Here is a 12,639-nt window from a genome sequence, read left to right on the forward strand (position 1 = left end):
CGCTCAGTTGGGCGGCCCCCAAACGGTTTCCTCCGTCCAGCCCAGATCGGCAAACTCGGATGCCCTCAACGGCGCTTCGGCAGTTGAAAAGAACTCGTCGAGCTGCGGCGGCTTGATGCGCGTTCCCGACAACATCGCATGCGCCTGCCCACGGTGGTGAATTTGATGCTGAATGAGATGCATTAGCAGCCGGTCGCGTCGCTCTATCTGGACACTGGGATCTCGATTGATCCGCACGTCTTCGTTCAACGAGGCGGGTGTCAGGGCATCGCAGACGCCGATGAAGCGCCGGTCCATCGATGCTTGAGCTTCCAAGAGCCCTGCAAGAGCTGGAAATGGGATCGGATCCTCCCAGGCCTTCGGCCCAAGCCATCCGGCCTCGAGTGCATCGACGTAAAAGAGGTCAACGACATAAATATGGTTCAACGTCCGCTGTAGGCTCGGGAAGAAGCCCGTCCGCTCGACCTCAAATTCGCCTTGGCTCAGCTCGGCGCACGCGCGGAGCAACCGGTGGTTCGCCCAGGCATTATTGTAGGCGAAGGCGCGATAGCTTTGAACGATCGACATTGCAAACCCCGTACACCGACCTGCTTGGCGCCGCGTTCCTTTACCGATCAGAAACCATAGCAAATGATCTGAAAATTGTAACGAAACGACTTGGCTGTTTCCGGGTAGGTTTGCCGGAGGGCCCGTCCGATGACAGAGCACCAGTTGCGAGAGCGGGAATTCCAGATCGCGCGTTACAGGCTTCTGGAGCGCGAAGTCACCGATCCGCTTGCCGCGTGCCTGCTTCACAGCATCATCGAGGATCTGGAAGCCGAGTTGCGAAGGGACAGACCGGATTCGCACGGGCCGCGCGATTAACCGTTTCTTAGCGCTGATCATGCGGATTATTCGCGAGGGAATGTCAAGGGAGACTGCTCCCATGCTGAAGGACGGCACCTACGCGGCGTGGTACAAGACGCCACTGGACCAGGGTACCGGGATCGTCCATGTCGCAGACGGACAAATCTGGGGCTGCGACAGCCTGATGACCTATCACGGCTCCTGCAAGGTCGATGGAGATCGCTTCACCGCCACCGTGTCGACGAAGCGTCACACCGACGGACGTGCAACGGTCTTCGGCATCGACGACGAKCTCACGCTGGACATCGAGGGAAACTGCCCCGGCAAGGTCGCGACTTACACGGCGAAGGCAGCGCAGATGCCGGGAATGATCCTCCAGGGTACGCTCATTCTCACGGAACAGCAGCCGCCCGCGCGTGAGCGAACCGAGCAGGTACCCGCGTTCAATCCCGACAAGCTTCCGAAATTGCCCAAGCGCTCGCGCTGATCGAGCGAGCCGGGTCGCTCGGCGTGCTCGGTTCAATACAGCATCATGTCGGACAAGGCTTCGCGTTGCCAGCTTGCCAGGCTGGCGCGACGGCCGCAGCAGGACTCGCAATCACTCGGGACCGCGTTTGTGAACGGACGTATGCGTTCTTGCCATCGATGGTGGAGCGTCGGATCGTTCTATCGATGGTTTCGGACGATCGCTCCTGCATTCGCAGCGCGAAGCTGAAGATCATACCGCCCAACGGCAAGGACCGCGACTTCGTGGTGGATGGTCTGGGCTCGCGAGCCGTGATCAATTCGCTGTTGGCGTGCTTCGACGCGGCTCAGGGCGTGAAGGGCAAAAAGCAGGGCTGGGGGGGTAAATCCGGGGCGTTCTTCTGCATTTTTGCATCCGCAAGTCCCGGAACTCCCGCTTTTCAAGCAGCTTCCGACACGCCATTGTGCCGCCGCAACAATCGTCTCAAGGGGCAGTATCAATGTCGGACAAGGTCTCGCGTCGCCAGTTTGCCAAGCTGGCGGGATTGTCCGCAGCCGGAATCGCAAATCCGCTGGAGGCCGCCGAGGTTAAGCCGGCACCGGCGCCGCGAGGCATGGACGGCTTTCCGGCGGGCTTTGTCTGGGGCACGGCGACCTCGTCCTATCAGGTCGAGGGTGCGGTCGACGTCGACGGGCGGGGGGCTTCGATCTGGGACAAGTTCGTGCGCATCCCCGGCAAGATCGAGGACGGCACCACCGGCGATCGCGCCGTTGAGCATTATCAGCGCTACAAGGAGGACATCGCGCTCATCAAGGAGCTCGGCTGCAAGGCCTACCGCTTCTCGGTGGCATGGCCGCGGGTGTTTCCGGACGGCGACGGCAAGCCGAACCCGAAGGGGCTCGACTTCTACAATCGTCTCGTCGACGAACTCCTCAGGAACGGCATCGAGCCGTGGCTGACGCTGTATCACTGGGACCTGCCGCAATCGCTCCAGGATCGCTTCGGCGGCTGGCGCTCGACCGAGACGTGCAAGATCTTTGGCGACTATGCGGGCTATGTCGCCGAGCGCCTGACCGATCGCGTCAAGAACGTGTTCACGCTGAACGAGAGCGGACGTTTCGTCCAGTTCGGCTACGGCCTCGGCATCGACGCGCCCGGCGTGACGCTGCCGCAAGCGGAGGTCAACCAGGTTAGGCATAACAGCGCGCTCGCGCACGGGCTCGCGGTGCAGGCGGTGCGGGCGCACGGCCGCTCCGGCACCAGGGTCGGGCCGGCCGAGAATATCGACGTCTGCGTTCCCGCAATCGACACGCCCGAGCATGTCCGTGCGGCCGAGATCGCGCTGCGCGAGATGAACGCCGGCTATCTCAACGTCATCATGACCGGCCGGTATACCGACGCCTTCCTGAAATACGCGGGCGCCGATGCGCCGAAATACACCGACACCGAGCTGAAGATCATCTCCTCGCCGGTCGACTTCCTCGGTCTCAACATCTACGCGCCGCAGAACTATGTGGTGCCCTCCGACCAGGGCGCGGGCTTCATGCCGCTGCCGATCCCGAAATCGTTCCCGCACATGAACTCGAACTGGCTGCGCGTCGCGCCGGAGACGATCTACTGGGTGCCGAAGCTGGCCGCAAAGATCTGGAAGACGGATGCGATCTACATCAGCGAGAACGGCACCTCCGGCGACGACGTGGTGACGCCCGACGGCAAGATCTACGATACCGACCGCATCATGTACCTGCGCAACTATCTCGCGCAGCTCCAGCGCGCCACCGCCGAGGGCGTGCCGGTGCGCGGCTACTTCCTCTGGAGCCTGCTGGACAACTTTGAATGGGTGTTCGGGCTCAACAAGCGTTTCGGGCTCTATCACGTCAATTTCGATACGCAGGTGCGCACGCCAAAGCTCAGCGCGACCTTCTACCGCAACGTGATCGCGAAGAACGCAGCGGGGGCGTAGCGTTCTCTCCCTTTCCCGGATTTTCCGCCGCGCGTAAAATCCAACCTCTTCCCGCAGGCGGGACGGGGTGACGCAAGATCGCGCGGCCACGGCCGTTTAGCCTGACAAGCCAATCGCTTCACCGGTATCACCGCGCCCCATGCGGAACCCGCGCTTCTACTGTGCATGGGGTTGTTTTTCAGTTTTTTGCAAGGAGGCCGCGCGGCACCGCACGTTGACTCCACTCTTCCCCTTATTCAGAAACGACATCAACACCCATAAACAAGAGGACAACGCCAATGGCTGACGCGCTGATCATCGATGCCTGCCGGACCCCGCGGGGCGTCGGCAAGGCCGGCAAGGGAGCACTCTCGGGCATTCATCCGCAGCAGCTCGGCGCGACCGTGCTGCGCGCGCTCGCCGATCGCACCGGCATCGACACCGCCGACGTCGACGACATCGTCTGGGGCTGCAGCGCGCAGGTCGCGACCCAAAGCGGCGACCTCGGCCGCATGTCGGCGCTCGATGCCGGCTACGACGTGCGCGCCAGCGCGGTGACGCTGGACCGCTTCTGCGGAAGCGGCATCACCAGCGTCAACATGGCGGCGGCCTCGATCATGTCGGGCACCGAAGACCTCGTCATCGCCGGCGGCTGCGAGATGATGTCGATGGAAGGACGCCGCGGCGGCGGTCCGATGATGATGGACAGCGGCAATCTGCGCCTGCGTGCGCGGCATCCGCAGTCGCATCAGGGCGTCTGCGCCGACGCGATCGCGACGCTGGAAGGCATCACGCGGCAGGACGTCGACGCGCTCGGTCTCGAAAGCCAGAAGCGCGCAGCGCAGGCGATTGCCGGCGGCCACTTCAAGAAGAGCCTCGTGCCTGTTCATCGCGAGGACGGCAGCCTCGCGCTCGATCATGAAGAGTATCCGCGGCCGCAGACCACGATGGAAGGGCTGAGCGCATTGAAGCCCGCATTCCCCGCGATCGCCGACTATGCGCTCGACGACAAGGGCACGACCTATCGCGGCCTCATCCTGCAGAAATACCCGGACCTGAACATCGACTTCATGCATCACGCCGGCAATTCCTCCGGCGTCGTCGACGGTGCCGCCGCGATATTGCTCGCATCGCCCGCTTATGCCAGCGCGCACGGCCTGAAGCCGCGCGCTCGCGTCGTCGCGATGGCCAATATGGGGGACTCGCCGACCCTGATGCTGAACGCGCCGGTGCCGGCCACGCGCAAGGTGCTGGCGAAGGCGGGGCTCTCCATCGACGACATCGACCTGTTTGAAATCAACGAGGCCTTTGCGGTGGTGGCGGAAAAGTACATCCGCGACCTCAAGCTCGACCGCGCCAAGGTCAACGTCAATGGCGGCTCGATCGCACTCGGCCATCCCATCGGCGCCACCGGCTCGATCCTGATCGGCACCGTGCTCGACGAGCTCGAACGGCGCGACCTGAAGCGCGGTCTCGTCACCATGTGCGCCGCCGGCGGCATGGCTCCGGCCGTCATCATCGAGCGTATCTAGCGCGAGCGAAGCTCGTCGCGCCCCCGTAAGAACAGGGTGAGAGAGTAGCCGAGACGCCGCAACACGACGATCTAGCCTTATTTTTCAGGGTGAATCGCGACCGGCCTTTCACAAAGAGGCCGGTCGTCGCTTGTCGAAAGCAGCGAATCAGCTTTAGCAAGGCGGCGTGCGGGCCTTTGAAACAAGGCAAAAACCGCTGCCGGAGGCTCCTTCCGCTCTGGAAGCCGCTGAAAAGCAGGGTTTTTTGCCTCAGAGGGCCAAAAAAGCCCGTAAAATCGCGACAAAACTGTGCAGAAGGCTCTGGGCCTTCAACGGTTGGTCTAATATGCAACCGGCAACGAATCAGAGGAGACACGATGCCAACCCAAATGTCCAAATCGCAGCTGATCGAAAAGATTGCGACCGCCACCGAGCTTTCCAAGCGCGACGTCAAGAGCGTCATGGAGACGCTGACCGACGTCGGCCACAAGGAGCTCAAGAAGAACGGCCTGTTCCTGGTGCCGGGCTTCGCCAAGTTCGTGGTCATCAAGAAGCCCGCGACCAAGGCGCGCAAGGGTACCAACCCGTTCACGGGTGAAGAGATGATGTTCAAGGCCAAGCCGGCCCGGAAGATCGTCCGCGCCCGCCCGGTCAAGGCCGCCAAGGACGCGGTGGGCTAACAACGCAAAGGCCCCCTCGGCTAGGAGGGGGCCTTTTGTTTGGGGCTGCCGCGAGGGCTTGAGACGGAGGGCTCAACCCTTGCGGCGCTTCACCCGGACCGGAACGGGCTGAAGCCGCGGCCCTGGTGCCGCCAGCGCATCGCGAACCCGGTCGATAGCACGGTCGAGCAGCTGACGCAGCCGCTGCGTCTTCCGCGATCGCTTCGCCTTTTCCAGCAGTCTCTTCATCGCCTTCACTCCGCCGCTTCGACCTTGGCATCAGCCGGCTCGAGCGCTGCGGCGATGGCCTCGTCGACGCGCTCCAGCCAGATGAATTCGAGGTTGTCCCGCGCGCTCTTCGGGATGTCGTCGTAGTCCCGCTTGTTGCGTGCCGGCAGCATCACCCGCTTCAATCCGGCGGCGGCCGCAGCCACCACCTTCTCCTTGATGCCGCCGACCGGCAGCACCAGGCCGCGCAGCGAGATCTCGCCGGTCATCGCGGTGTCGCTGCGCACCGTGCGATTGGTGAGCAGGGACGTCAACGCCGTGAACATCGCAACGCCCGCGCTCGGTCCGTCCTTCGGGGTTGCGCCCGCCGGCACGTGAACGTGGATGTCGCTCTTCTCGAACACCGACGGATCGATGCCGAGCTGCGTGGCCTTGCTCTTCACCAGCGTCATCGCAGCCTGCACGCTCTCGCGCATGACGTCGCCGAGCTGGCCGGTCAGGATCATGCCGCCCCGGCCGGGCACGCGCGAGGCCTCGATGAACAGGATGTCACCGCCGACCGGCGTCCAGGCGAGCCCGGTGGCGACGCCCGGAATGCTGGTCCGCTGCGCGATCTCGCCCTCGAAGCGCGGCTGGCCGAGCACGATGGCGATGTCCTTCGGGCTCACCACGACCTTGGCAGCCGTGCCCTCGGCGATTTGCACCGCGGCATGGCGGAACACCTTGCCGATCTCGCGCTCGAGGTTGCGCACGCCGGCTTCGCGGGTGTAGCCCTTGACGACCAGCTTCAACGCCTCCGGCTCGATCTCGGCCTGCTCGGCCGTCAGGCCGTTGGCCTCGAGCTGACGACGCACCAGGTAGCGGCGCGCGATCTCCAGCTTCTCCTCCTCGGTGTAGCCGGCGAGGCTGATCAGCTCCATGCGATCCAGCAGCGGACCCGGAATCTGGTCCAGCATGTTGGCGGTCGCGATGAACACCACGCGTGACAGGTCGAACGGCACGGCCAGATAGTTGTCCCGGAACGTCCCGTTCTGCTCGGGGTCGAGCACCTCCAGCATGGCGGCCGAGGGATCGCCCTGCACACCACGGCCCATCTTGTCGATCTCGTCCAGCATCATGACGCAGTTCCGCGTGCCGGCCTTCTTGATGCCCTGGATGATGTTGCCGGGCAGCGCGCCGATATAGGTGCGCCGGTGACCGCGGATCTCGGCCTCGTCATGCACGCCGCCGAGGCTGACGCGCACGAAGGGGCGATCCATCGCGCGCGCGATGGACTGGCCGAGCGAGGTCTTGCCGACGCCGGGCGGGCCGACGAAGCACAGGATCGGCGCCTTGCCATGCGGAGCGAGCTTGCGCACCGCCAGATATTCGATGATCCGGCCCTTGATCTTCTCCAGGCCGAAATGGTCGGCATCGAGGATGCGGCGTGCCTCCTTGATGTCGATCGGCTTCTCCGCGGGCAGCGCCCAGGGCAGCTCGATCAGCCAGTCGAGATAAGTGCGGACCATGCCGGACTCACCGGCAGCCTCGGGCATGCGTTCGTAGCGGCGCAGCTCCTTCTTGGCGTGCGCCTCCGCTTCCGGCGGCATGTTGGCCTTGGCGATGGCAGCCGTCAGCTCAGCGACCTCGGCGGCCTTGCCGTCACCTTCGCCCAACTGGCGCTGAATGGTGGCCATCTGCTCGCGCAGGATCGCCTCGCGCTGACGCTCGTCGAAGGAAGCCTTGGTCTTCTGGCCGATCTCGTTGGAGATGCGCAGCACCTCCAGCCGCTCGGCCAGATGCTTCGACACCTTCTCGACGCGCAAAGCGAGGTCGATGGTCTCCAGCACCTCCTGTTTGTCCTGCGGCTTGATGTCCATGAACGAGGTCGCCAGGTCGGCCAGCGCGCCGGGCGCGGTGGTGCTCTGGAACATCGCGACCAGCTCGGGCGGCGCCTGCGGCAGCAGCTCGACCGCCTCGATGGCCTGGCGCTGCAGGTTCAGCGCGCGCGCCTCGATCTCGGGCGAGCTCGTGGTCGGCTCGGGGATCTGCTGGAAACGCGCGGCCAAGAACGGTGTTCCCGGCAGGAAGTCGAGGATGCGGGCGCGCTGCACGCCCTGGCAGACGATGTGATGCGTGCCGTCGGGCGCGGTGATGTAGCGCACGATGTTGGCGATGGTCGCGACCCGGTAGAGATCGTCAGGTCCGGGCTCCTCGATCTCGGGGCTGCGCTGCAGGACGATGCCGACCGGCCGCTGCTCGCGCAGCGCCTGCTGCGCGGCGGCGATGGACTTCGCCCGGCCGATCGCGATCGGCGCGATGGCGCCGGGAAACAGCACCATCTCGCGCACCGGGATGACGATCAGCGCGTCTTCGGGAATCTTCACGTCGGGATTATTTTGGGAATTGGCTTGTGCGGTATTCATCTGCTCGGTGGCCATGATCGACCTCAGGATTTGGCGAGGCGCAGCGCGACGCAGCCGTCCATCACGAAGCGGCTGATGGCGTAGCGGCCGACGGGAAGCGCGATGCGCCGCTCGAAGCGGCCCTGCGGCAGCTCGAGCCGGTGGATGCGGGCGTTGCGAAGCTCCGGCGGCAGCGTGCGCTGGCCGGAGATGACGAGCACGCCGTCGAGGATCCCCGTCTCGACATTGTCAGGGTTGACGCCGGGAAGCGCGACCAGGATCAAAAGCTCATGCTCGGTCTCGAGCACGTCGATCGGCGGCTCCCAGCAGGCTTCCTGGCGGCCGAACTGCTGCCGCAGCCGTTCGGCGCGGGTCAGCGAGTCCAGGGCTTCGGACAGCATCCAGTCGAGGGGATTTTTGGGTTGCATGGCAAAACTCGGGGAAGGCGCTGCGGTTGGAAAACGAGCATATGGGGACGGTTCCCCAAAATTCCAGCATCGCGCGTTTGGAGCATGCCTGGCCTCTCCAACCGGAAGAGGCCCTTGTCGTCGCACGCTTCGACGCCGCGGGGATATTCCGCGGCATCGAAGGCAACAGTAGGGCGCGTCGCGCCGATCAGGCCGCGGCGCGGTACTCCTCTTCCGCTTCGAGGTTGATGACCGAGGTCGCGAGCTCGGTCAGCGTGTGATCGGTCGCCTCTTCCTCGTCCAGCGTCTCCTGGAGCAGCCTTGCCGCGTCCGGCATGCCGAGCTCCTCGGCCCAGGTGCGCAGCGTGCCGTAGCGGGAGATCTCGTAGTGCTCGACGGCCTGAGCGGCCGCGAGCAGGCCGGCGTCGAGGGCAGGGGCGTTCTTGAAATCCTTCATGATCTCGGCGCCCTCGTCGGTGATGCCGTTGATCGCTTCGCAGGGCTTTCCGCGGGCCGGCTTGCCCAGCATCTTGAAGATCTGGTCGAGCCGTTTGACCTGGCCTTGCGTCTCGCGCAGATGCTTGTTGAAGGCGGCGGCAAGGTCCTTGGAATGCGCCGCCTTGGCCATCTTCGGCAGCGTCTTGATGATCTTGTTCTCGGCGTAATAGATGTCCTTCAGCGTCTCCAGGAACAGGTCGCTCAACATCTTCGGTGCCTGACGCGGACGGCGCGCCGCGGTCTTTTTCGCGTTCGCACGTTTCTTCGCTCGTTTAGCCATAAATCCTCCTCTTGAGGCGACACGGGAAGGGCGATGCCTTCCTCAATCCTCGCGCGACCAAGACTCTGCGAGGGCAAATGTTCCTCGCGAAGGCCTCCTCCAGCGGTTATGGATTGCGGCTGCACCTCGCGTGAGACCTACCCGCATGCTCGACTTCGCCCTGTCCGCCTTCGTGACGCTGCTGCTGGTGGTCGATCCCGTCGGCCTTGCGCCGGCCTTCCTGGCCGCGACCGGAGGCATGCCCGACAAGGTCAAGCGCACGATCGCGCTGCGCGCGCCGCTGATCGCGGCCTCGATCCTGGTGGTGATCTCGCTGGCCGGAAACTGGCTGTTGCGCCAACTCGGGATCGGCATCCCCGCCTTCCAGATCGCCGGTGGACTGCTGCTGTTCGGCGTGTCCTACCAGATGATCTTCGGCGACCGTCCGCATCGCGAGGCGCGCGAGGCCGACAAGGCGACCTCGGAGCACGCCTCCGACGTCGCGGTGTTTCCCTTGGCCATCCCGATGATGGCCGGTCCCGGCGCGATCGCGACCACGCTGCTGCTGACGGGCAATGCCGGCTACGGGGCCAAGCTCGCGATCATCATCGCGGTCGTCGTCTCCGTCTGCCTGCTCTGCATGCTGTGCTTCGTCTCCGCGAGCCTGATCGCGCGCACCCTCGGGCGCACCGGAAATGCCGTGCTCTCACGCGTGCTTGGCATGCTGCTCGCGGCCTATTCGGTGCAGTTCGTGATCAACGGAATTGCGGCCGTCCGGGCGAGCTTTTCGTAAACCTGCGACAATCTGCTAATATACTGATTTTACAACTGGTTTCTTGATGTAACGGTACAGCCGGCAAGGCAGCGGCCAATCCCGGCCGCTTTCTCTTGCGCTGCCACATTGCTTTGACGTACTCCCGGTCTAACAAACGCCCATCGCCAAAAAGTCGAGATGAAATCGGGATGTCGATGACAGCGGACGAGCTCGCAAAGCGACAGGCCATAATCGACGCGTGCCGCCGCATGAACGCGCTCGGCATCAACCAGGGCACCTCGGGCAATATCAGCGTCCGGCATGTGGACGGGCTCCTGGTCACGCCGACCAGCGTGCCCTATGACGCCATGACGCCCGACCAGATCGTGTTCATGGCGATGGACGGCTCGCATGCCCCCGGTCAGAAGCCCTCCAGCGAGTGGCGCTTCCACCGCGACATCCTGAAATCGCGGCCCGACGTCAACGCCGTCGTCCACGCTCATCCGACCTATTGCACCATCCTGGCGATCATGGGCATGGAGATTCCGCCCGTGCACTACATGATCGCGGCCGCCGGCGGTGACAGTATCCGTTGCGCACCCTATGCCACCTTCGGAACGGCGGAGCTGTCCGAGCACGCGCTGCGGGCGCTGGAGGGCCGGCTCGCCTGTCTGCTCGACCATCACGGCATGATCGCGGTCGGCAAGACGCTGGACAAGGCGATGTGGCTCGCCGTCGAGGTCGAGACGCTGGCGCGGCAGTATCACGGCTGCCTCCAGATCGGAAAACCGCCACTGCTGTCGAGTGCCGAGATCGAACGTGTCAGCCAGCGCATGGCCGGCTACGGCATGTCGGAAGGTTAGGGCGGGCAAAAAGGTGTTCGCGCGGATCAGACACATCGCCGATCGCAAGGGATCGAACCGCGTCATGGTTCGCCTGCGCGCGCTCTTGCGCAGCAACGAGTTCTACCTGATCCCGCTGGCGCTCGTGATCGGCACGCTTACGGGTGCCATCGTGACGCTGATGGCAGAGATCGCGCAGATTGCCCACATGGTGATCTACGGCATTCCCGTCGACGTTCGCCTATCCGCCCACGCCCGGGTCAGCCCCTGGGCGGCCCTCATCGCGCCCGCGCTCGGCGGACTGGCGCTCGGTATCATGGAGTGGTGGCGGCGGCGGCTGAAGATCTCCAACGCGGTCGACCCGATCGAGGCGAACGCGCTGCGCGGCGGCAATCTGTCGATGCGCGACAGCATGGTGGTGTCGAGCCAGACGCTGATCTCGAACGGCTGCGGCGCCTCGGTCGGCCTTGAGGCCGGCTACACCCAGATCGGCTCGGGTATCGCCTCACTACTCGGCAAGTTCTTCAATCTACGCCGCAACGATTTGCGCCTGATCGTCGGTTGCGGCGCTGCCGCTGCGATCGCAGCGGCGTTTGGCGCGCCGATCACCGGCGCGTTCTATGCCTGCGAGCTGATCGTCGGCGTCTATTCGGTCGGCAGCGCCGCGCCGATCCTGGCGGCCTCGCTTGCTGGCGCGCTGACCGCGCAATGGCTCGGCGGCGCGCCGTACTCTATCGAAATACCGAAGGTCAGCGCGGTCGGCGTCGAGCAATATCTGGCATTGATCGGGCTTGCGCTCATTACCAGCGGCGTCGGCATCGCCGTGATGCGGTCGTCTTCGATGTTCGAGCGCCTGTTTGTCTGGCTGCCGGTCTGGCTGCGCCCGGTGATCGGCGGCCTTATCGTCGGCAGCTTTGCCATCGTCACGCCGCAGGTGCTCGCGGCCGGCCACGGCGCCATGGTGCTCGATCTCTTTCACGACATGACGATCGGCCTGATCGCGATCATCATCGCCTTGAAGGTGACGGCCTGCCTGATCTCGCTCGCCTCGGGTTTCCGCGGCGGTCTGTTCTTTGCCTCGTTGTTCGTCGGCAGCCTGATCGGAAAGTTCTTCGCTGCGGTTCTTTTGCTCATCAGCCCGGAATTCGTGATCGACCCGCTGGTCGCGATGCTGACGGGTATGGCGACGCTCGGCGTCGCCATCGTTGGCGGCCCCTTGACCATGTCGTTCCTCGTGCTGGAAATGACTCGCAATGTCGACGTCACCGCCGTGGTGCTGGCAGGCTGCATCGTCACCTCGATCTGCGTCCGCTTCATGTTCGGTCATTCCTTCTCGACATGGCGCCTGCATCTGCGCGGCGAGACCATCCGCAGCGCCAACGACGTCGGCTGGCTGCGCAACCTCACGGTCGAGCGGCTGATGCGCTCCGACGTCGGCAAGGTGCCATCGACCACGACGATCGCCGCCGTGCGCGGTGAATTCGCGCTGGGCTCGCGGCCCGGCATCGTCATCGTCAACAATGCCRACGAATATGTCGGCCTCGTCCTGCTGCCCGACCTGTTCTCCAGCGATCTCGACAGCATCGCCGACGACATCCAGGTGATCGAGCTCGCCCGCCTGACCGAGATCGTGCTGATCCCGGAAATGAACGTGAAGTCGGCGATGGCCGTGTTCGACGAGGCGGAAGCCGAGATGCTGGCGGTGGTCGATTCCACCGACAGCCGCAAGGTGGTCGGCTTCCTCACCGAGACGTTTGCCCGCCGCCGCTATGTCGAGGAGATCGACAAGGCAACGCGCGGCGTGCTCGGGGCGCTGTCGTAGGATCACTCCCGCAGGCGCAAT

Annotated in this window: 12 protein-coding genes; 7 read left to right on the forward strand and 5 right to left on the reverse strand. The window is 64.4% G+C overall.

The genetic code is table 11. The features are described 5' to 3' along the window. Positions 1-3: 3 nt before the first annotated feature. Positions 4-567: a DinB family protein gene (locus AB4Z51_RS30620; RefSeq protein WP_441498643.1), complete on the reverse strand. Its 564-nt coding sequence runs from the start codon at positions 565-567 to the stop codon at positions 4-6. A 358-nt stretch (positions 568-925) separates the two neighbouring features. Between AB4Z51_RS30620 and AB4Z51_RS30625 the strand changes: the two genes are divergently transcribed. The 4 genes from AB4Z51_RS30625 (at position 926) to AB4Z51_RS30640 (ending at position 5,445) form a co-directional block, all read left to right on the forward strand. After that, positions 926-1,333 carry a hypothetical protein gene (locus AB4Z51_RS30625; RefSeq protein WP_441498644.1) on the forward strand — a complete coding sequence of 136 codons (408 nt, stop codon included), beginning with the start codon at positions 926-928 and terminating at the stop codon, positions 1,331-1,333. 478 nt (positions 1,334-1,811) lie between these two features. Continuing rightward, positions 1,812-3,275 (forward strand): GH1 family beta-glucosidase, encoded by a 1,464-nt coding sequence (locus tag AB4Z51_RS30630; RefSeq protein ID WP_441498645.1) that lies wholly within the window; start codon positions 1,812-1,814, stop codon positions 3,273-3,275. A 278-nt stretch (positions 3,276-3,553) separates the two neighbouring features. Beyond that, a complete protein-coding gene (locus tag AB4Z51_RS30635; RefSeq protein ID WP_085405697.1) occupies positions 3,554-4,786 on the forward strand; it encodes an acetyl-CoA C-acetyltransferase in 1,233 nt (410 codons plus the stop codon). A 356-nt stretch (positions 4,787-5,142) separates the two neighbouring features. Then, complete coding sequence (locus tag AB4Z51_RS30640) at positions 5,143-5,445, forward strand: HU family DNA-binding protein (protein WP_014493658.1); 303 nt, start codon at positions 5,143-5,145, stop codon at positions 5,443-5,445. 72 nt (positions 5,446-5,517) lie between these two features. On the opposite strand, the gene AB4Z51_RS30645 is transcribed toward AB4Z51_RS30640, so the two are convergent. The 4 genes from AB4Z51_RS30645 to AB4Z51_RS30660 form a co-directional block, all read right to left on the reverse strand. After that, a complete protein-coding gene (locus AB4Z51_RS30645) occupies positions 5,518-5,673 on the reverse strand; it encodes a hypothetical protein (RefSeq protein WP_167768089.1) in 156 nt (51 codons plus the stop codon). 5 nt (positions 5,674-5,678) lie between these two features. Next, positions 5,679-8,072, reverse strand: a complete 2,394-nt coding sequence (lon, locus tag AB4Z51_RS30650; protein WP_283017227.1) for an endopeptidase La — start codon at positions 8,070-8,072, stop codon at positions 5,679-5,681. 8 nt (positions 8,073-8,080) lie between these two features. Next, complete coding sequence (locus AB4Z51_RS30655; protein WP_441498646.1) at positions 8,081-8,464, reverse strand: Hsp20/alpha crystallin family protein; 384 nt, start codon at positions 8,462-8,464, stop codon at positions 8,081-8,083. A 187-nt stretch (positions 8,465-8,651) separates the two neighbouring features. Then, positions 8,652-9,221: a YciE/YciF ferroxidase family protein gene (locus tag AB4Z51_RS30660; RefSeq protein ID WP_063982009.1), complete on the reverse strand. Its 570-nt coding sequence runs from the start codon at positions 9,219-9,221 to the stop codon at positions 8,652-8,654. A 145-nt stretch (positions 9,222-9,366) separates the two neighbouring features. Between AB4Z51_RS30660 and AB4Z51_RS30665 the strand changes: the two genes are divergently transcribed. The 3 genes from AB4Z51_RS30665 (at position 9,367) to AB4Z51_RS30675 (ending at position 12,618) form a co-directional block, all read left to right on the forward strand. Continuing rightward, positions 9,367-9,993, forward strand: coding sequence for a MarC family protein (locus tag AB4Z51_RS30665; protein WP_071911716.1), 627 nt, complete (start codon positions 9,367-9,369; stop codon positions 9,991-9,993). Between the two features lie 170 nt (positions 9,994-10,163). Beyond that, positions 10,164-10,817, forward strand: coding sequence for an L-fuculose-phosphate aldolase (locus AB4Z51_RS30670; protein ID WP_354246368.1), 654 nt, complete (start codon positions 10,164-10,166; stop codon positions 10,815-10,817). Positions 10,818-10,830: 13 nt separating this feature from the next. Beyond that, entirely contained in the window at positions 10,831-12,618 is a 1,788-nt protein-coding gene (locus AB4Z51_RS30675; RefSeq protein ID WP_441498647.1) for a chloride channel protein, read from the forward strand. Positions 12,619-12,639: the final 21 nt, after the last annotated feature.

Source organism: Bradyrhizobium sp. 2TAF36, from assembly GCF_052114925.1.
Taxonomy (GTDB): domain Bacteria; phylum Pseudomonadota; class Alphaproteobacteria; order Rhizobiales; family Xanthobacteraceae; genus Bradyrhizobium; species Bradyrhizobium barranii.